Genomic DNA, 20,254 nt, shown 5'->3' with positions numbered 1-20,254 from the left:
TTCACCAGCTATTTTCGTCTTCATCCAATTTCTTATCAGTAATTCGTCCGCATCGCGCGCATCATCCGTTGCCACCATAGGGGAGTGCCCATCCGATGCACGGTTTGCGGCGCGGGCGCCATCGTGCGGAGATCAACCGGGTTGGAAGCGCCATAAAGCGCCAATCCCGCCAATGTCGCAAAGGCCGGACCGCTGTGGGCTTCGGGCATGGCGGACAGGCCACGGGGCCGCCCAATCCTTACCGCGCGGCCCAGTGCGCCCTGCGCATAATCGGCGATGCCCTTCATTTCCGCTCCACCACCTGTCAGTACCACCTGACGACCAGTCGGCGTGTTAAAGCCCATGCCCGCCAAGGCAGCGCTGACTTCCGACATCACGATGTTGAGCCGTTCGCAAATGACGCCAACCAGCGCGGCGCGGGTAATCTTGCCACCTTCAGCGCTGGGACCAGCCGCCTGCCCCGCGACGGCGACATCGCCATAGGGCGGCGCAATCTCGATCATCTCGCGGAAATCCCGTGGATTTTGCATCGCCGAACCATAAAAGCATTTGATCCGTTCTGCCTGACTGCGGCGGATGCCGAAGGCCGATGCGATGTCGTCGGTAATGTCCGACGCGCCGATCGGGATCGAGTGCAGCCCGACCAGCATGCCCCCGGCATAGAGCGACACGTTGGTCACGCCTGCCCCCATTTCCACCAGCGCCACGCCCAGATCGCGCTCCTCCTCCGACAGGCATGCAAGCCCGGTCGCGATCGGCGAGGCAACGATGGAATTGACGTTCAGATAGGCACCGCGCACGCACAGGTCGAGATTGGCGAGCGGCGCACCATCTGCCAGCACGACATGAATATCCACGCCCAGCAAGTCCGCATGCATTCCCAGCGGCTTCTTCACCGGCACCTTGCCATTGATGGTAAAGCAGGTTGGTTGGGCATGCAGGACGATGCGGCCGTCCGGGTCTATCCCCTGCTGCCCGGTCGTGAGCAGGTCGTCGATGTCGGATTGTTCGATACGATAGCCGCTCATGTCGCGCTCGACCGTGACGACATCGCTGACCAGACTGCCGCCGGAAAAGCTGACCCAGACATCCTCGATGTTGGTGCCAGCAACCCGTTCGGCCTGCTCGACGGTTTCGCGCACGGCGAGTTCGGTGCGCTCCATGTCGGCGATGAAGCCGCGCCGCACGCCCCTGCTCTCGCGCTGGCCAGTGCCCAGAATCGCCAGCTCGCCGGTATCCGTGCGCCCTGCGATGAGGGCGGATACTTTCCACGAACCGATATCGATCGCGGTAATCAGCTTTTCGACCTTGGGCTGCGCCATGGCGGTGTCAGCCTTCCTCGCCAACCGGCGCGCTGGTGGCGTCGCCCGTCGTGCTCACTGGCGTTTCCTTGACCTGCCCCTGAGGCAGCCGCAGAACGAAACGGTCAGGATCGCGCATATCGAAACGCACGATGCCCCTGCCCAGCAGACGGTTCACGCCATCCATACGCGCAAAATTGACGAGCGCAGCGGCCGAAATCTTGTCGCCTTCGGGCAGGGACAGCGTTTCACCCGATTGAAACCGCAAGTCCCAGCGACGATTGCCGACCCATGTTGCGCCCGCCAGCATAGGTTTTAACGCCGGGGCGTTTTCCATCAGGCGGTTGAGGCCAGCGGTCTGCCGATTGGCATAAGGCCCAACGACCAGCGGCAGGTCAGGCATGGCGCTGGCCGACACCGATTGCAGCACCGCGCCGTTCACGTCGATCAAATGCAACTGCCCATCATGCTGCCACACGGCAACGGGATCGCGTTCCACGATATCGACCACCAGCGTGTCGGGCAGGCGGCGTGAAATGCGGGCATCCTTAACCCAGCCCAGCTTGAGCATCTCCGCCCGCACTTTTGGCAGGTCGAGTGCGAGCATCGACCGGTCCACCTGACCGAGCGCGATATTGTAAACGGGCAGTTCGTCCATCCGCTCGACACCGCGCACCTCGACCTTTTCGACTTCGAAACCCGCGCGTGCGGCCAAGTCAGCGGCCTGGTGCTGTGCGATGCCGGGAAGGCCGAAATATATGGCCAGTGCGATGATGATCGCGCCGAATATTCCGAAGATCGCCCAGCTGGCGAGCCGCTGTAAGGTCGCTTCGCTGATGGGGAGCGCCTCGATCAGGCGATCGATCGAGGATTGGCGCTTGAGCGTGCGACCGCGACCGCCCTTCGTTGCCTTACCCCTGGCGCTGCTGAGCCGTGCGGTGCCGCCGCGCCTGATGCGTGCTTCAGCCATGTTTCGGTCCCCCGGCGCTGCTTAGCGCGTCCTCGACAATACGCTCAACCAGTTCGGCATAGTCAATGCCCAGCTTCGCTGCCTGTTCGGGGACAAGACTAAGTGGTGTCATGCCCGGCTGGGTATTGACCTCCAGCAGGAACAGACCCTCGATACCCTGTTCATCGTCCCAGCGGAAGTCGGAGCGCGACGCGCCCTTGCAGCCCAGCAACTGGTGCGCACGCAGGGCGATGGCCTTGCACGCCTCCGTAATTTCGGGCGGAATGTCAGCAGGGCAGACATGTTCGGTCATGCCTTCGGTATATTTGGCGTCGAAATCATAAAAGCCGCTTTTGGGCCGCAATTCGGTGACCAGCAATGCTTCGTTGCCCAGCACTGCAGTGGTGAGTTCACGCCCGCGAATATAGGGTTCGGCGAGCAGTTCGGGGAAATCCTGCCATGGCCCGACGCTGTCGCGTCCAATAGGGTCGCCATAATTGCCGCCTGCCGTCACGATCGCCACCCCCACGGAGCTGCCCTCATTCACGGGCTTCAAGACATAAGGGCGCGGCAGTGGGTCGGCGGCGCACAGGCTTTCGCTGGTCACGATCTGACCGCCCGGCATGGGGATGCCGTGCGGGACGAGCGCCTGCTTCGTCAGTTGCTTGTCGATGGCAATGACCGAAGTGGCAAGGCCGCTGTGCGTGTAGGTCAGGCCCATCAGGTCCATCATGCCCTGCACCGTGCCGTCTTCGCCCGGCACGCCATGCAGCGCGTTAAACACGATGTCAGCCTTGGTTTCCGACAGGCGCGCGGCCACGTCGCGGTCCATGTCGATGCGGGTGACTTTGTGGCCGCGCGATTCCAGCGCCGTGGCCACACCCTCGCCCGAAGACAGCGACACGGGGCGCTCTGCCGACCAGCCGCCCATCAGAACGGCGACGTGCCAGGGACCACGGTTCATGGGTATATCCTCCCTTTGAAGGGGAAGATTACAAACATCGCACTCACTTCATCACCCCGACCCGCTGAATTTCCCATTCCAGTTCGATGCCGCTCTTGTCCTTCACGCGGCGGCGCACTTCTTCGCCCAGCGCTTCGATATCGGCGCTGGTGGCGTCGCCGCTGTTGAGCAGAAAATTGGTGTGCTTTTCGCTGACCTGCGCGCCGCCGATCTGAAGGCCGCGACAGCCCGCTTCATCAACCAAGGCCCACGCCTTGTGCCCATCCGGGTTCTTGAAGGTCGATCCACCGGTCTTGCTGCGCAGCGGCTGGCTTTCCTCGCGCGCGGCCGCGATGCGGTCCATTTCCGCTTGAATCGCAGCGGATTCGCCGGGTTTACCATGGAATGTCGCGCTGACGACGATCGCGCCGTCGGTCAGGTTCGAATGGCGATAGGTATAGGCAAGGTCGCGGTTCAGCAGCGTCACCTGCTCGCCCGATCGCAACACTACATCGCAGGAAACCAATATGTTACGCGTTTCCCGGCCATAAGCGCCGCCGTTCATACGCACGAAGCCACCGACAGTGCCGGGGATCGAACGCAGGAACTCCAAACCGGCTATCCCCGCATCGCGCGCGGTGGACGACACGAGAATGCCCGACGCACCGCCGCCGCAAATCAGCGTCGTTTCGTCCAGTGTCGCGACCTTTGCAAAGGGCTTACCCAACCGGACCACGACACCGGGCACCCCGCCATCGCGGATGATGAGATTGGACCCCAAGCCCAGCGCCATGACCGGCACGGCCGGGTCGAGCGCCGCGAGAAAATCAGACAGGTCGTCCGTGTCCTTAGGCTCAAAAAGCCATTGGGCCGTGCCGCCCGCCTTGAACCAGACGAGGGGAGCCAAAGGCGCGTCCGCTTTAATCGTGCCGCGCACCGATGGCAGGGCAATGGCCATGGTCAACCGCGCATCCCCCACAGCTTCATCCAGCCTTTCATCGCTTTCATACCCGCTTCACCAGCATTTTGCGCAGCGATGCCAGCCGTCACATTACGCTGGGCGGCATCGACCATATCGCGTGCGGCTTCGACGCCCTGCATCTGGACGTCGATCATCTTCTTCTGCATTTCCAGGCCGACGGCGAACAGTTCGAACATCAGACCGTTTCCTCCCGTTTGGCAGCAACGGCAGACGCCAGACCCGCTGCCCATTTGGTGATGTCTCCCGCACCCAGGCAGATAACCATGTCGTCGGGCTGGATATCGGCTGCAAGCGCTTCGGCCAGCGCGTCCGCCTCGGCGACGGTCGATGCGTGACGGTGGCCCCGACGCTTGAGGCCAGCGACCAGTGCGGCGCTGTCCACATCCACGATGGGGAGTTCGCCCGCCGTATAGACCGGGGCGGCATAGACGATGTCGGCGTCGTTGAACGCCTGCTGAAACTCGTCCATCAGGTCGCGCAGGCGCGTGAAACGGTGTGGCTGGACCACGGCGATGACGCGGCCCTTGGCTCCTTCGCGCGCGGCGGCGAGGACTGCCTTGATTTCGACCGGGTGGTGGCCATAATCGTCGATGACGGTCGCAATGCCACCGCCGAGCGCGATCTCACCGACCTTGGTAAAGCGGCGTTTCACGCCACCGAATTTGGCGAAACCAGTCTGGATCGTCGCATCGTCGATGCCCATGTGCAGAGCCACGCCGATCGCCGCCATGGCGTTCAGCACGTTATGACGGCCCGGCATTGGCATTTCGATGCCTTCGATCCTGCGTGTCGAGCCGTCGCGTTCGCGCACCTGAATGTCGAAGCGGTTGCCACCGGGGAAGCTGACGACATTGTCGCCGCGAATGTCCGCCTGCGCCGAAAAGCCGTAGGTGACGATGCGCCGATCCTGCACGCGCGGCAGGATGGCCTGCACTTCGGGATGGTCGAGGCACAGCAAAGCCGCGCCGTAGAAGGGGACGTTGCCGACGAACTCGACAAAGGCGTCCTTTACGCGATCGAAACTGCCATAGTGGTCGAGATGTTCAGGGTCGATATTGGTGACGACCGCGATCGTACCATCCAGACGCAGGAAGCTGCCGTCGCTCTCGTCTGCCTCCACGACCATCCAGTCGCTGTTGCCGAGCCGCGCGTTGGAACCATAGCTGTTGATGATGCCGCCGTTGATGACGGTCGGATCGACGCCGCCCGCGTCCAACAGCGCCGCGACCATGGACGTTGTCGTGGTCTTGCCATGCGTGCCAGCCACCGCGACGGTGGATTTGAGGCGCATCAGTTCGGCCAGCATTTCGGCGCGGCGGATGACGGGAACGCGGTTTTCCAGCGCCAGTTCGACTTCCGGGTTGCCGCGCTTGATGGCGGTGGAGGTGACGACAACGGCGGCGTCGCCCAAATTCTCGGCCTTGTGGCCAATCATCACCTTGATCCCTTTGGTGCGCAATCCTTCCACGACATAGCCTTCGGCCACGTCGGACCCCTGAACCACATAACCCAGATTATGCATCACTTCGGCGATACCGGACATGCCGATGCCGCCGATACCGATGAAATGGATCGTGCCGATGTCTGTGCCGACACCCTTCATGCCTGGGCTTCCTTGTTATTCATTGCGCCGTAATCCTCCCCTGCAAGGGGAGGTGGATGGCCGAAGGCGAGACGGAGGGGTATCCCCCCAAGGAGAGGATGACGCCCCTCCACCGGCTTCGCCGCCCCCCTTGCAGGGGAGGATATATTCACGGCAGCCTGGCTCACGCCGGAACGCCTGCCAGATTGAGCGTGGTCGGCGTTGGACCGACTTTCACGGGATCGTTCATGATCGGCGCATGGCCGATGCTTTCGAGCAGATCAGCCATATCGCGGGCGGCATAGGGCCGACCGCAGCCGAGGGCGCGCTTGGCCGCATTCTGAAGCGCACCTGGCTCCATCGCCATTTTCTGCATCTGCTTGGCCAGTTCGACGGCGGTGAAGCGCGCCTGCATGATCGTGCGTGCGCCGCCCGCTTCGGTCATTTCGCGCGCGTTGGCGGTCTGGTGATCGTCCATCGCGCTGGGCAGCGGGATCAGGATGGCAGGGCGCCCTGCGCAGGTCAGTTCGGCCAGCGTCGATGCGCCCGCGCGTGCGATGACCAGATGCGACCAGCCCAGCTTTTCAGGCACATCGTTGAAATAGGTGGCGAGGTCAGCAGGGATTTCCATCTCCGCATAGACTTTGCGCACGCGCTCAATATCTTCCGCCCGGCATTGCTGCGTCACCTGAAGGCGGCGGCGCAAAGCGACGGGCAACATCGACAGGCCTTCGGGCACGACGCTGGACAGGATCGACGCGCCCTGGCTCCCGCCGATGACCAGCACCCGGAACACGCTTTCGTCGGTCAGCGCAGGGAAATCCTCCTCGCGCAGAGCCTTGACCTCTTCACGCACCGGATTGCCGACGAGATGGACTTTCGAGGCATATTTGGGCTTGAGCCGCTCGACATCGGGATAGGCGGTTGCGATCGCATCGACGCGCCCGGCGAGCAGGCGATTGACACGGCCCAATACCGCATTTTGTTCATGGACAGCCGTCGGGATGCCATCGGCCAGCCCCCCCAGAAGCGCGGGCATGGCAGGGTATCCGCCAAAGCCAACGACGGCGGTAGGGCGGAACGTTTCGTTCAGCCGTCGCGACATCGCGCGACCAGCGAGGATCGCCTTCAACGCGCCGGGCCAACTTGCGGGATTTTTGGTCATGCGTCCGGCGGGCATCACATGCACCTGCGCATGTTCGAAAATGCCGGGAATCTTCGCACCCCGCTCGTCCGTGACCAGCGCGACATGATGGCCGCGCGCCATCAATTCCTCCGCCACGGCATGGGCGGGAATCATATGACCCCCCGTCCCGCCAGCGGCGAGGACGAAGTGACGGGAAATGCTCATCGGCCACTCCATTTGACGACGGTGTGCCGGCCCATGAACGGGTTACGCCGCGTGAAGGCGAGCAGCAGGCCGACCCCGATGCAAAGCGCCAGCATAGAGGAGCCGCCATAGCTGATAAAGGGCAGCGTCATACCCTTAGATGGAAAAATCTGCGCATTGACGCCCATGTTGATGATCGCCTGCAACCCGAACTCGGTGGTCAGGCCCGCTGCCGCTAAAATGGTGAAGCTGTCCTCTTCATCCAGCAGACGCAGCAACACACGCACGATGATCGCCAGATAGACGCAGGCGATGGCGATGCAGGCAAGCAGGCCGAATTCTTCCCCGATGACAGAGAAGATATAGTCAGTGTGCGCTTCGGGCAGGCGGAATTTATTCTGCCCACCGCCCGGACCCACGCCCGTGAAACCGCCATGGGTGATGGTGCGGAACGCAAGGTCCGTCTGGTCCGGGCCGGTGTCCATGGTGACGCCGATGCCCAGAAAGTCGTTGATCCGCTGACGCCCATTTTCGTAGAACATGTACGTCGCGACAAGGCCGCCCAGCGCCGCAAGTCCCATGACGCCGATCATCCTGAACGATATGCCCGACAGAAGCAGCAGCGCGCCCCAGCAGGCGCAGAAGATGACGGTCTGGCCAAAGTCAGGCTGGCGCATCAGCAGCAGCGCGATGAGCGCGGTCAGCACGAAGGTCAGCCGCATCACCGGCAGCGTCGCATCCTTGCCGCGCAGGGACAGCAGCCATGCGATCGTCACGACATAGGCGGGCTTGAGAAATTCGGACGGCTGGAAACGGAAACCGGGCAGATCGATCCAGCGCTTGGCCCCGTTGACGGTGGAACCGAGCAACGGCACGAACACCAGCAGAATGACGAAGAAAGCGCACAGGAACAGCGCCAGCCGCCGCGCCTGTTGGCGGGGCAGCATGGAAATGACCAGCATGACCGGCAGGCCGATCACCACCCACATCAACTGGCGATAGAAATAGATAAGCGGATTGACGGCAATAGTAGCGGTCGACCGATCAATCGCCGCGACCGGCGACGCGGCGGCGACGGCAACCAGCCCGATCGCCATCAACGCGACGATGAGCGACAGGAGGACACGGTCGATTTCCCAGAACCAGATCGCCAGCGCCGTACGCTCGCGCGGGACGGTGCGGGTTCTGAAACCCTTCACCAGCTCGCCTGGCCTGAACATGTTCGTCGTCCCTTCCCTGTTCATCGCCCTGCCCCTCTAGCCGCTTTATTCGAGTGCCGCGACGGCGGCAGCGAAAGCATCGCCGCGTGCTTCGAAATCGCGAAACTGGTCGAAACTGGCGCAGGCAGGCGACAGCAGTACGACGTCGCCCGGTTGCGCGATACGCGCAGCACGGCGCACGGCGGCGCTTAGCATTTCGCTATCGTCCACGGCCATAGCGGGTCGCAGCAGATCGGCGAACATATGCCCCGCTTCGCCGATGGTGTAGGCATGGGCGACATTGCCGAAATAGGGTGCGCATTCGTCCAGATTGTCAGTCTTGGCGATTCCCCCGACAATCCAGTGGATGCGCGGGCGACCGTCGATCGGTGGCCATGCCGCCAGTGCTGGCGAAGTGGATGCTGCGTTGGTCGCCTTGCTGTCGTTGACGTAGAGAACGCCGTTGTGGGTTGCGACAGCCTGCATACGGTGTGGAAGGCTGGCGTAGCTGGTCAGCGCCGGAAAAATGTCGTCGTCCGAAATGCCCAGCGCGCGGGCCACCGCGATGGCGACGGCTGCGTTTTGCGCGTTGTGCGGGCCTTGCAACGCTGGCCATGTGAGTTGAGCAACGGGGTCGATATCGGTGGACGCCACCTCAATGATGTCAGGAGATGGGTTCCCGCCTACGCGGGAATGACGGATGGTGTTCACGATGGCTTGGCTTGATTCATCCTCCGCAGCAATAACAGCCACATGTCCCTCTGACTGCATATCGAACAATCGCGCCTTCGATGCGACATAGCCTTCGAAGCCATTGTAGCGATCGAGATGATCGGGGGTGATGTTGAGCAGGACCGCTACGTCGCAATCCAGGCTGTGGGTCAGGTCGATCTGATAGCTGGACAGTTCCAGCACATATACGCCAACGCCGTGCAGATTTGGCTCCAGCGGCGGCTGGCTGAGGATCGGAAGGCCGATATTGCCGCCCATGACGGTCGGATAGCCCGCCTGTTCGATGATGTGATGGATCAGCGCGGTGGTGGTCGATTTGCCGTTGGTGCCGGTGATGCCGACAACCTTATGCGGCGGCAGGGTCGCGCGGGCGAGCGCGAACAGTTCGATGTCGCCGATGATCGGCACACCCGCGATTCTGGCGCGCATGGTGATCGGATGCTTGTTGAGCGGCACGCCCGGCGACACGACAATGCCATCGAAGCCGGACAGGTCGATTTCCATCGGATCGCCTAGTTCCGCCTGATCGGCGACCAGCGCGCGGGCGGTATCCTGACTGTCCCAAGCGACGACGCGCGCGCCGCTGGCCACCAGAGTAGCGACCGTGGCAAGGCCCGATCGCGCGAGGCCAAGGACGGCATAAGTCTTGCCCGCAAAGGCGCTGGAGACGATCATCGCAGCTTCAACGTGGCAAGACCAGCGAGCGCCAGAACGAAGGCGATGATCCAGAAGCGGATGACGACGGTCGGTTCGGCCCAGCCAAGCTGTTCGAAATGATGGTGGATCGGCGCCATCTTGAACACGCGCCGGCCGGTGCGCTTGTAGAAAAAGACCTGAATGATGACGCTCATCGCTTCCACCACGAAAAGCCCGCCGATGATGCCCAGCACAATCTCATGATGCGCGGTGACAGCTATGACGCCGATCGTGCCGCCCAGCGCCAGCGAGCCGGTATCACCCATGAACACCGCCGCAGGCGGCGCATTGAACCACAGGAAGGCAAGCCCCGCCCCCACGATCGCGCCGCACAGGATCGTCAGGTTACCAGCGCCCGGCACATGCGGAATGCCCAGGTAGTCGGCGAAGTCGGCGCGGCCGACGAGATAGACGATCAGCATGAATGCGAGACTGGCGATGATGACCGGCATGGTCGCCAACCCATCGAGACCATCGGTCAAGTTCACAGCGTTCCCGAAGGCCACGATTACGAAGGCAGCAAAGCAGAAGTAGAACGGCCCCAGTTCGATCGCAGGACCATTGTAGAAGGGTACATAAAGCGCGGTGTTGCCATGATGATGGACGATCATCCACGCCGCGATGCCCGCAATAAGAAATTCGGCCAAAAGCCGCGCCTTGCCAGACAGCCCTTTATGGCTGGCCTTTGTTACCTTGTCATAATCATCCATAAAGCCGATCGCGCCGAAACCGAGCGTTACGAACAGGCAGGCCCAGATATAGATGGAGGACAGGTCCATCCATAGCAGCACCGATGCGACCATGGACGTCAGGATCATCAGGCCGCCCATGGTCGGCGTGCCGCGCTTGGCCAGATGGGTCTGCGGTCCGTCGCTGCGGATCGGTTGCCCCTTCCCCTGCCGCACGCGCAGCCAGCCGATGAATTTGGGACCGATCAGCAGGCCGATCAGCAGCGCGGTAAAGATAGCCGCGCCCGCGCGAAAGCTGAGGTAGCGGATGAGGTTGAACACCCCCGCGAAATCCATGGTCTGGGCAAGCCAGTAAAGCATTGGTCAGGACTTTCCTTCGCTGGCGCCATCAATCGCAGGGGCGACCAGTGCAGCGACGAGGCGCGACAAGCCGATACCGTTAGACCCCTTGACGAGGACGGCGTCGCCCGCGCGCATGTGTGTGGTAAGAAGCGACGTGGCGCTCGCCGCGTCAGGAACATGGTCGTACCCGATCACGCTGCCCGGCCTATTGGCCAGCGCATCGGCCAGCGGCGCCATTTCCGCACCGACCAATATCGCATAATCGACCTTCGCGGCGACGAGCGGGTCGGTAAGACCGGCATGCAGCTCTTCGCTGCGGCTGCCCAATTCACGCATCCCGCCCAGCACAGCGATGCGTCGATCAGCCGATTCGCGCCCCAGTTGCGTCAGCGTCGCCGCCATTGACAGCGGGTTGGCGTTATAGCTTTCATCGATCAGCAGCACTTGTCCCCCCGCCACTGGCAGGATGCGCCGTTCGCCACGACCCGGCAGGCCCGGCATTTCTGCCAGCGCCAGGCCTGCGGCGGCCAGATCGCCATCGACGGCATCGACGGCCGCCAGCACGGCCAGCGCATTGGACACCCAATGGTCACCGGGCGCAGCAACGGTGAAGCAGAGTTCGGCGTTCGGCAGCTTCGCCGTCACCAGCGTGCCACCGCCAAGGGCGGGCATGGCTTCGCGCGCATGAATGTCCGCTTCGCGGCTCATGCCAAAGGTCAGGATGCGGGCTGCATAGCGCTCAGCGCGGCTGTAGAGCAGCGCGACATGCGGACTGTCATAGGGGATGATCGCCGTGCCGCCCGGTTCCAGACCCTGAAAGATCTCGGCCTTCGCCTCCGCAATGGCGGCCTCTGTTGCGAAAAATTCGATGTGTGCCGGGGCAATGGCAGTAACGATCGCGACGTCGGGACGCACCTGCCGGGTCAGAACGGCCAGTTCGCCCGCATGGTTCATGCCCATTTCGAACACGCCAAAACCAGCGTTACGCGGCATCCGCGACAGGCTGAGCGGCACGCCGACATGGTTGTTGTAGCTTTTGACCGATCGATGAACGCCATCGGGATGCGCGCGTTCCAGTGCGTGGAACAGCGCCTCTTTCGTGCCGGTCTTGCCGACAGAACCGGTCACGCCGATAACCTTGCCAGTCATGCGCGCGCGCGCGGCCTGCCCCAATGCTTCGAGCGCGACTGCGCTATCGCTGACGAGGATATGGGGATGATCGACCGGCGTGCTGACGATCGCGCCTGTTGCGCCCTGCCCGAATGCTGTGTCGATGAATTTATGGCCGTCGGTCGCGTCGCCCTTCATCGCGACGAACAGATCGCCGGTCGATACTTCGCGGCTGTCAAACGCGACGCCTGAAACGGCAAACGGCGCCGACGCGGCGCCGCCCGTTGCTTGAGCGATTTCGGCTGAGGTCCATAGGTCCGTCAACCCGCGCACTCCCGCGCGACCGTGACATCATCGAACGGCAGCACGCGGTCGCCAATGATCTGACCCTGTTCATGCCCCTTGCCCGCCAGCAGCACGATATCGTCCGGCCCGGCATGGGCGATAGCGGCGGCGATGGCCGCGCGGCGCCCGCCGATTTCCTGCGCCCCCGGCGAGCCAGCCATCACGGCGGCGCGAATGGCGGAGGGTTCTTCCGACCGGGGATTGTCGTCGGTGACGATGACATGATCGGCCAGCGCCGCCGCGACCTTGCCCATTTCCGGGCGCTTGCCGGTATCGCGATCGCCACCTGCGCCGAACAGCGCGATCAATCGCCCACGCGTATGCGGCCGCAACGCCTCGATCGCAGCCTTCAGGCCGTCGGGGGTATGGGCATAATCGACATAGACCGGCGCACCCGCCTTGCTGATGACCGCCCGCTCCAGCCGCCCGCGCACGGGCTGGACACGGCCCAGCATCTCCAGCGTCCGGGCAATATCGCCGCCAGTCGCGATGACGAGGCCAGCGGCCGTCAGCGCGTTGGCGGCCTGATAGGCACCGATCAGCGGGAGGTTGACGATGTAGCTTTTACCGTCGGCAAGGATGTCCAGCGTCTGCCCCAAATGGGTCGGCGTCCGCTTCACCAGACGTAGCCCTTCGCCACCTTCGCCGACGGTAAACAGCCACAGTCCGCGTGCCATGGCGCGTCCGGCGGCCTTGTCGGACCAGGCGTCGTCGGCCCAGATAACGGCGGCGCCATCGGGCGACACGACATCATCGAACAACCGCATCTTGGCGTCGAAATAGCTGTCCATGTCGCCATGATAGTCGAGATGATCGCGCGACAGGTTCGTGAACGCACCCGCCAGTACCGGCAGCCCCTCGGTACGATACTGGTCCAGCCCATGGCTCGACGCTTCGAACGCGGCATGGGTGATGCCTTCGCGCTTGAGGCCGGACATGTTGGCAAGGAAGGTCACGATGTCGGGGGTCGTAAGGCCAGTCGATACCTGATCGACGGCGGTGGTGACGCCCAGTGTCCCGATCGACGCGGATTTCTGCCCCAGCATCCGCCACAATTGCCGTGCCAGTTCGACAGTGCTGGTCTTGCCATTGGTGCCGGTGACGGCGACCGTCACGTCCGGAAACGGCGCGAAATAACGCGCCGCAAGCAGGGCAAACAGGTGGCGCGGATTGGCGTGGGCGATATGGATTGCCCCATCCACTTTCGCCTCCGGGCGGGCAACGACAGCGATGGCGCCAGACTTTACCGCGTCGGCGATATAATCCTCGCCATTAACGCGCAGCCCCTGGAACGCGCCGAATATGGTGCCGGGCGCGACTTTACGATTGTCGATCGCGAAACCGGTTACGGACAGGTCCGCGCCGGCCGCGTCGCCAATCGCAATGTCCATTCCGCCGACCAGCGCACCCAGACGCGTCATTCCGCTTCCCCCTTGGGCTTCCACAATAGCGGCATCAGGTCCGAAATATCCACGTCGCGCCGTTCGTCGGGCATGACGCCCAGCATCGGTCCGACCCGCTCGACCACCCGCTTGGCCACTGGCGATGCCGTCCAGGCCGCGGTGCGCAAACCAAACGCTCCGGTCGCTTCATCCATAATGACCACCACAACATATCGCGGATTATCCATAGGGAATGCGGACGCGAAAGTCGTCACGAGTGAACTCTTGTTATAACGGCCTGCTTCGGGCTTTTCGGCTGAGCCTGTCTTGCCCCCGACCCGGAAGCCCTTGGCATCAGCGCTACGACCTGTACCCGCCGCCACGATCATCCGCAACAACTGGCGCATCCGGGCGCTGGTGGCGGCGGAGAACACGCGCCGTCCTTCGGGCACTTCGTCCGCATTCAGCTTACGCAAAGTTGCCGGGCGCCATGTGCCGCCATTAACCAGTGCGGCATAGGCGCTGGCCAGATGCAGCGGGGTGACGGCGATGCCATGGCCGTAGGACACGGTCATGGTCGTAATGCGGCCCCAGTTGACGGGCCACAAAGTCCCTGCCCGCTCCTTCAGTTCGATCGGGGCGCGCTGGTCGAAATCGAGGCTGCGGAACAGCTTTTGCAACGGCGCGGCGCCCATTTCGTCGGCAATCCGCGCTGTCCCGATATTGGAGCTGTGTACCAGGATTTCCGGTACGTTAACCCAGCGGCCGAGCGCATGGTCGTCCTTGATATGAAATCCTGCAACGGCCAAAGGTGCAGTCGCGTCATAGCGCTTGCTCATCGACGTCACGACGCCGCTGTCCATGGCAGCAGCGATCGACAATGGCTTGAACGCGGAGCCAAGTTCATAGCGCGCCTGCACCATATGGTTACACAGCGGCGATTCGCCGCACGACTTGCCTGCATAATTTTGCAGTTTGTTGGGATCGAACACCGGGATGGATGCCATGGCAACGACTTCGCCCGTATTCGCGTCCAATATGATGCCGCCCGCACCCTTCGCGCGCTGCGCCACCAGCTGTGCATACAGTTCGCTTTCCAGCGCGCCCTGCACCCGTGCGTCGATGGAAATGGCGAACGGCTTGCCGCGCAGCGCCGCATCGGTCAGGCGGTCGTTGAACGCAGCCTCCACACCCATGCCGCCCACGCCGGCGCTATCGGGGGCAAAGCCCAGCACATGTGCCGCGAGCGTGCGTTGCGGATAGAGGCGTTCCTTCTCACGCGGAAATTCGATGCCGATTTCGCCCAGCGCGTTCACCGCCGCCACCTGTTCAGGCATGGCGCGACGGCGCAGATAGGCCCAGCCCCGACCGGTCAGCTTCTTGTAGAAGGCCGCTTCCGGTTCGTCGGGAAAAATCTCGTGCAGCTTGCGCGCCAGTTCCGCCGGTTCCCCGATCAGCTTGGACGGGCGCACCGCCACGGAATAGGCATCCATCGTTCGCGCCAGTGGCACGCCGTTGCGGTCCACTATGTCAGCGCGCGCTGGCAGGAAGGGAGACAGCGTGCCATCGCCCTGCGTTCCAAGCGCGAACACACCCACCCACAGTAAGCGACCGATCAGGATGGTAGTGATTGCCATGAACAGAATGAGCAGCAACATCAATCTATTATGGGCGATTGCGGTCAGGCTGACGCGTTGCCGCCCAGTCCGTGCGCTGCCTGGCTGAACGATGATCGTAGCCATCAGCGCGCCTCCTTCTTACGTTCGCGCGCGGCCTTAGCGCTCAGATCGCCCAGCGTGCTGTCATCCAGCAGCTTGGCGTCCAGCATCGCCATCCGCTCCGCCTTGCGCGCGACCGGATTGGGCCTGGATATATCGGCGTCCAGCTTCGCCCGCTGGACCGGCGCAGGCCGCGCCACCTTGGGCAGCTTGTCCACATTGTCGGCGGCATGCGCTTCCCGAATGACCGCGATTTCGCTGCGGATCTGGGTCGCGGCGGGGCTTTCGGGCGCTTTTTGTGGAGCAGATGGCAGGTCGGCTGGCGTTTCAACCATAGCAACCATGACCGGGGGCGCCACATATTCGGGACCATTGGGCTGCACCCCGTCCAATTGCGCCAGCGCCCGTTCTCCAGCCAGATATTGCTGGGACGTGGGCGTGGCATAGAGGAAATCATGCTGGTTCCAGCTTTCCAGCTGCCGCATCGACGCGCGCGCGCTGAATTCGGTTTCCAGATAGCGAATGTCGCCCTTGGCCCGTGCGATCTGAACGCGCACGCGCATCAACTCATTGCGCTCGGTCGCGACCTTGAGCGACACCATATATGCACCGAGCGCGCCCAGCGCGACAAGGATCACCCAGATCAGGCTCTGCAACCTTTTGACGGCGATCATGGGCGAACACTCCGGACGGGCAGGGCAGAGGAAGCCGGGGCAGCGGTGCGAACAGCGCTGCGCAGCGTGGCGGATCGGGCGCGGGGGTTACGCGCCAGTTCCGCTTCACCCGGACGCACTGCCTTGGCCGGCTTGGCAAAAGTCGGCGCGTTGCCGACAACCTTTGCCGGCATGTGACGCGACCCGCCACCATCGCCACCACTGCGATTGCGCAGGAATTGCTTGACGATACGGTCCTCAAGACTGTGGAAGCTGACGATCGCCAAACGACCGCCTTCTTCCAGCAACGCTTCAGCCGCTTCGAGCGCCTGCTCCAGTTCCTCCAGTTCGCGGTTTACATGGATGCGGATCGCCTGGAACGTGCGGGTCGCCGGGTCCTTCTTGTCATGGGGCTTATGACCTAGCGCGCGGCGCACGATATGGGCGAGTTGCCCGGTGCGTTCCAGCGGGCGGGCATCCACGATCGCGTGAGCGACCCGGCGCGAGCGCGGCTCGTCGCCATAGCGGTAAATGACGTTGGCAATGTCTTCTTCGGCTGCCTCGTTCAGGAAATCGGCAGCGCTCATGCCATCCTGACTCATCGTCATGGTCAGCGGGCCGTCCGATTGAAAGGAAAAGCCGCGTTCCGCCCGGTCGAGTTGCATGGACGACACGCCGATGTCGAGCGTGATGCCCGCCACCTTGTCGATGCCACGTTCGGCCAGCAGTTCGACCATCCGAGAAAATTCGCCGGGGATCAGCGTGATGCCATGGGCGTCGGCCAGCGCCTGCCCTTCGCGGATCGCGTCGGGATCACGATCGAAGGCGAACACGCGCGCACCCGCCAGCGCCATGGCACTGGAGTAGCCACCAGCGCCGAACGTTCCATCGACATGGACTTCGCCGGGGGCAATGGCGAGCGCGTCAAGGACTTCGCCCATCAGGACAGGGATGTGCGGCACGGACGTGGACGAGGCCTGGGGTGCAATCTCGCTCACTGGCCACTCTCCGCCGCGCGGGCGTCGATCCAGCGTTTCACCTTGTTGCGGATCAGGGCGGGGCGTTCGGGACTTGCGACCAGCGCTTCGGGCTTCCAGATCTGGAAATATCGGCCCACGCCATAGAAAAACACCGCGTCTGTGATGCCCGCTTCTTCCTTGATATCGTGGTGCAGGAAGAAACGGCCGCCATCATCGAAATTCACATCCTCGATAGTGCCGAGGCGGTTTTCGCGTTCCAGATCACCGTTGAAGGGGCGGTTGGCTTCGCGCGCCAGCCGTTCCAGTTCAGCCACTTCATCGAACAGGAACTGCTTGTGCGACAGGCCAAAGCCGGTGGCGCAGCCATTGTCCATATGAACCGACAGGCACAGGCGGTTGTCGCCGCTGGCCTGCTTGACCAGCTTGCGCATCTCAAGGGGCAACACGAAGCGGCCTTTGCCGTCCGCGACGCTGAATGCGTTACCCGAATAGAGAATGACGTCAGACACGGTGAAAAGTGGCCCCTTTTCCATGGGGCACAGACTTCCCACCGCCAGAAACGCCTGGGCGAATCCGGGTGCGCGGAATGATCAACGCCTGAATAACCCCAATGCCGGATTATCTACCAAGCATCAGGGCGGCTGAAAAGGGGAAATGTCGGGTAAATCTGGGAAAAACTGTTCGAGACTGGGCTTTAGTCGCATTTCCTTGGGTCAGGCATTTCATTTTCTGCTTTTGTTCTACTCTCGTTCGTTCCCGCACGCCATGTGAAAATTACGCTGCCCAGGATCGCCCAGATCAACCCGGCCAAAAGCGCCCAACGCACCGCCAGGATCGTGGAAATCCCATCGCGCATCCATCGCCTCTCGCCGGGGATCGGCGCGCCCAGCCAGTTCGCCACGCGTGCGGGCGTATCCGCACTCCAACTATGCAAGTCGAGCGGGCGGGCCGGATCGGCAAGCCATAGCCGGTCATCGAGCAGGTCGGCGTCGCCCACGACCACCACCATGCCCCGCCCAATCCGTTTACGACGGACGAATCCGTCGCCAGACTCAACCCGGCCATCGTCAATATCTGTTTGGAAGACCTGAATCCCTGACACAGTGACAAGATCCTGGTCCGGCGTCACATAGCGTACCTCGCCATCCCTCACATAATCAGCCCGGAAACCCCAATGAGTCAGCAGCGGCGCAAGCAGGCTGGCCGATGGCGCGCGACGGCGATCGCCCAGCGGCAATGCGGAGGGCCAGCGCAACAGCGGGTCGGACAGCACAAGCACCGTGCCGCCATCCCGCACCCAGCGATCGATCACGATCAGGCCCGCTGGCGACAGGCTGCGCGGTTGGGCCAGCAACAGAAGCTTCGCGCCCGTTTTTTCCAGTTGGGCCAGATCATCCATCGGCTTCACTGTGAATCGGGTGCGCAGGACTGTGATGATTGGCGCGTCTGCGGGACCATGTTCCGCCCCCTGCCCCGGCTCCGCCCAGAAAAGCGGCAGTCCGGTTATGACGGCGAGCTTGGGCCGGTCCTGAACTGGTGCGATGGGCTGCGCGGGGCCAAGGTAGAGCAGCAGGGACGCTGCCACCAACGCCGCCGCGCCGATACGCCAGCGCCGCGCACGCAACGCGCATCCAGCCATTGCCCCCAATAACGCGACACAGATAAGGCCACCGGCTGCAACTGGATCCGGTTGGCGGCCTGCGGCGATGATGCAGAAGATCAGGGCCGACCCAGCAGCGCCCATACAGGCCCAGATCGGCAAGGCCCAGCCGCGCCTGCCCAACCACCAACCCGTCGGCGCGAGAATCAGACAGGCCGCCCATCCCCAAAGCCATGGGTCAGCCTGACCGGTGAACCAGCACTGTTTGAGGCCAACGATAAATATCAACAGCCCCGGCAGCCAGAACCAGAGGAATCGTTCGGGCACCGCCTTCACTGGCGGCCCCGCCCGTCCATGCGCACGTTCAGCGCTGCTGCGGTTGCGGCTGGCCCTGAAGATCGCGGTCCATCGGCTTGCGCAGATTGGGATCGGGCTGAAGATCGGGGACGATCGGCGCCTGTTCGGGCGCTGGCTGGACGCCCAGTTCGGCCAGCGGATCCTTGGCGGCGGCGACCGCATTGGCGCTCAGCGTCGGAACGACCGGCGGCGGCAATGCGGCATCGTCCATCCGCGCCTTGTCGATAACGATATTGGCCAGACCTACGAGCAGCACGATGCCAGCCAGACCGGTCAGCCCGACCTGAACGCGCTGTAACCCTTCCTGTCGTCGGGGCGCTTCAGCCATGATGCTCTTGTCCTGATGGCCGCGACCCATGTCGGCCCGTCATGCAGTGTGCGCGAGCCAGGGGAATACCGTCAAGCCCTTCGCTTCGAGCCACTGGCGATTGTAGAGCGTCGAAAGATAGCGAAAACCGGTGTCGCACAGGATCGTCACGATCCGCTTGCCCGGCCCCAGACGCCTGGCCAACGCGACCGCGCCCGCCACGTTGATGCCCGATGACAGGCCAAGACATAGGCCTTCTTCGGCCAGCAGGCGGCGGACCCATTCCAGTCCTTCCTCATCGGAAATGCGGAACTGGGTATCGATTGGCGCGCCTTCCAGATTGGCGGTGATGCGCCCCTGCCCGATGCCTTCGGCCACGGAACTGCCCTCCGCCTTCAACTCGCCTTCGGCATAATAGCTGTAGAGCGCGGCGCCGTGCGGGTCGCTGAGAGCGATGGTGATCGCTTCGTCCTTGGCTTTCAGGCCAAGGCCTACGCCAGCGATCGTGCCACCCGTCCCCGCCGCGCAGGTGAAGCCGTCGATCCGGCCGTCCATCTGGGTCCAGATTTCTTCGGCCGTGCCCACGATATGCGCCTTGCGATTGGCGATATTATCAAACTGATTGGCCCAGATCGCGCCTGCCGTCTCTTCGGCCAGACGGCGGGACGTATGGACGAAATGACCGGGGTTCGAATAGGGCGCGGCAGGCACCGTCACCAGTTCTGCGCCCAACGCGCGCAAGGTGTCCATCTTCTCACGGCTTTGCGTTTCGGGCATGACGATGATCGTCTTATACCCCTTGGCATTGGCGACCAGCGCCAGACCAATGCCGGTATTACCCGCCGTTCCTTCCACAATCGTGCCGCCGGGCTGCAACAGCCCTTTTTCTTCGGCGTCGTTGACGATGAACAGCGCGGCGCGGTCCTTCACCGACGCACCGGGATTGGCAAATTCGCATTTGGCGTAAATATCGCAACCGGTCGCATCGGACGGGCCAGCGAGGCGCACCATCGGCGTGTTGCCGATCAGGGCGAGACTATCGGGTGTAAGCAGCATG

Annotated in this window: 19 protein-coding genes; all 19 read right to left on the bottom strand. The window is 63.0% G+C overall.

The window, feature by feature from the left end; translation table 11 throughout:
- Positions 1-35 precede the first annotated feature (35 nt).
- The 19 genes from ftsA to WA070_RS18120 all read right to left on the bottom strand — a co-directional run bounded on the left by ftsA (position 36) and on the right by WA070_RS18120 (position 20,253).
- A complete protein-coding gene (gene ftsA / locus WA070_RS18210; protein WP_422635313.1) occupies positions 36-1,322 on the bottom strand; it encodes a cell division protein FtsA in 1,287 nt (428 codons plus the stop codon).
- 7 nt (positions 1,323-1,329) lie between these two features.
- Positions 1,330-2,271, bottom strand: a complete 942-nt coding sequence (locus WA070_RS18205; protein ID WP_422635312.1) for a cell division protein FtsQ/DivIB — start codon at positions 2,269-2,271, stop codon at positions 1,330-1,332.
- On the bottom strand, positions 2,264-3,214 hold the full coding sequence (locus WA070_RS18200; protein ID WP_422635311.1) for a D-alanine--D-alanine ligase: 951 nt from the start codon (positions 3,212-3,214) through the stop codon (positions 2,264-2,266). The genes WA070_RS18205 and WA070_RS18200 overlap by 8 nt, the downstream gene beginning before the upstream one ends.
- A 43-nt stretch (positions 3,215-3,257) precedes the next feature.
- Positions 3,258-4,151: a UDP-N-acetylmuramate dehydrogenase gene (gene murB / locus WA070_RS18195; protein ID WP_422635310.1), complete on the bottom strand. Its 894-nt coding sequence runs from the start codon at positions 4,149-4,151 to the stop codon at positions 3,258-3,260.
- A 2-nt stretch (positions 4,152-4,153) separates the two neighbouring features.
- Entirely contained in the window at positions 4,154-4,351 is a 198-nt protein-coding gene (locus WA070_RS18190; RefSeq protein ID WP_422635309.1) for a hypothetical protein, read from the bottom strand.
- On the bottom strand, positions 4,351-5,778 hold the full coding sequence (gene murC, locus WA070_RS18185; protein WP_422635308.1) for a UDP-N-acetylmuramate--L-alanine ligase: 1,428 nt from the start codon (positions 5,776-5,778) through the stop codon (positions 4,351-4,353). Before murC ends, WA070_RS18190 begins: the two co-directional genes overlap by 1 nt.
- Before the next feature lie 163 nt (positions 5,779-5,941).
- Complete coding sequence (gene murG, locus WA070_RS18180) at positions 5,942-7,108, bottom strand: undecaprenyldiphospho-muramoylpentapeptide beta-N-acetylglucosaminyltransferase (protein WP_422635307.1); 1,167 nt, start codon at positions 7,106-7,108, stop codon at positions 5,942-5,944.
- Positions 7,105-8,307, bottom strand: a complete 1,203-nt coding sequence (locus tag WA070_RS18175; protein WP_422635306.1) for an FtsW/RodA/SpoVE family cell cycle protein — start codon at positions 8,305-8,307, stop codon at positions 7,105-7,107. The genes murG and WA070_RS18175 overlap by 4 nt, the downstream gene beginning before the upstream one ends.
- A gap of 45 nt (positions 8,308-8,352) precedes the next feature.
- Entirely contained in the window at positions 8,353-9,693 is a 1,341-nt protein-coding gene (gene murD / locus WA070_RS18170; protein ID WP_422635305.1) for a UDP-N-acetylmuramoyl-L-alanine--D-glutamate ligase, read from the bottom strand.
- A complete protein-coding gene (gene mraY / locus WA070_RS18165; protein ID WP_422635304.1) occupies positions 9,690-10,763 on the bottom strand; it encodes a phospho-N-acetylmuramoyl-pentapeptide-transferase in 1,074 nt (357 codons plus the stop codon). Before mraY ends, murD begins: the two co-directional genes overlap by 4 nt.
- A gap of 3 nt (positions 10,764-10,766) precedes the next feature.
- Positions 10,767-12,179, bottom strand: a complete 1,413-nt coding sequence (locus tag WA070_RS18160) for a UDP-N-acetylmuramoyl-tripeptide--D-alanyl-D-alanine ligase (protein ID WP_422635303.1) — start codon at positions 12,177-12,179, stop codon at positions 10,767-10,769.
- Positions 12,176-13,621 carry a UDP-N-acetylmuramoyl-L-alanyl-D-glutamate--2,6-diaminopimelate ligase gene (locus WA070_RS18155; protein ID WP_422635302.1) on the bottom strand — a complete coding sequence of 482 codons (1,446 nt, stop codon included), beginning with the start codon at positions 13,619-13,621 and terminating at the stop codon, positions 12,176-12,178. The genes WA070_RS18160 and WA070_RS18155 overlap by 4 nt, the downstream gene beginning before the upstream one ends.
- The gene (locus tag WA070_RS18150; RefSeq protein WP_422635301.1) at positions 13,618-15,324 is read right to left on the bottom strand and encodes a peptidoglycan D,D-transpeptidase FtsI family protein; all 1,707 of its coding nucleotides are present in this window, start codon (positions 15,322-15,324) and stop codon (positions 13,618-13,620) included. Before WA070_RS18150 ends, WA070_RS18155 begins: the two co-directional genes overlap by 4 nt.
- Positions 15,324-15,974, bottom strand: a complete 651-nt coding sequence (locus WA070_RS18145) for a colicin transporter (RefSeq protein ID WP_422635300.1) — start codon at positions 15,972-15,974, stop codon at positions 15,324-15,326. The genes WA070_RS18150 and WA070_RS18145 overlap by 1 nt, the downstream gene beginning before the upstream one ends.
- Positions 15,971-16,942, bottom strand: coding sequence for a 16S rRNA (cytosine(1402)-N(4))-methyltransferase RsmH (rsmH, locus tag WA070_RS18140; protein ID WP_422635496.1), 972 nt, complete (start codon positions 16,940-16,942; stop codon positions 15,971-15,973). The genes WA070_RS18145 and rsmH overlap by 4 nt, the downstream gene beginning before the upstream one ends.
- Before the next feature lie 5 nt (positions 16,943-16,947).
- A complete protein-coding gene (locus WA070_RS18135) occupies positions 16,948-17,442 on the bottom strand; it encodes a division/cell wall cluster transcriptional repressor MraZ (protein WP_422635299.1) in 495 nt (164 codons plus the stop codon).
- Between the two features lie 185 nt (positions 17,443-17,627).
- Entirely contained in the window at positions 17,628-18,869 is a 1,242-nt protein-coding gene (locus WA070_RS18130) for a DUF4350 domain-containing protein (RefSeq protein ID WP_422635298.1), read from the bottom strand.
- Positions 18,870-18,897: 28 nt separating this feature from the next.
- Positions 18,898-19,218: a hypothetical protein gene (locus tag WA070_RS18125; RefSeq protein WP_422635495.1), complete on the bottom strand. Its 321-nt coding sequence runs from the start codon at positions 19,216-19,218 to the stop codon at positions 18,898-18,900.
- Between the two features lie 39 nt (positions 19,219-19,257).
- Positions 19,258-20,253, bottom strand: a complete 996-nt coding sequence (locus WA070_RS18120; protein WP_422635297.1) for a cysteine synthase A — start codon at positions 20,251-20,253, stop codon at positions 19,258-19,260.
- Position 20,254 lies beyond the last annotated feature (1 nt).

The organism is Sphingobium sp., assembly GCF_049304695.1.
GTDB lineage: Bacteria > Pseudomonadota > Alphaproteobacteria > Sphingomonadales > Sphingomonadaceae > Sphingobium.
This window is presented reverse-complemented; position numbering and strand designations above follow the sequence as displayed.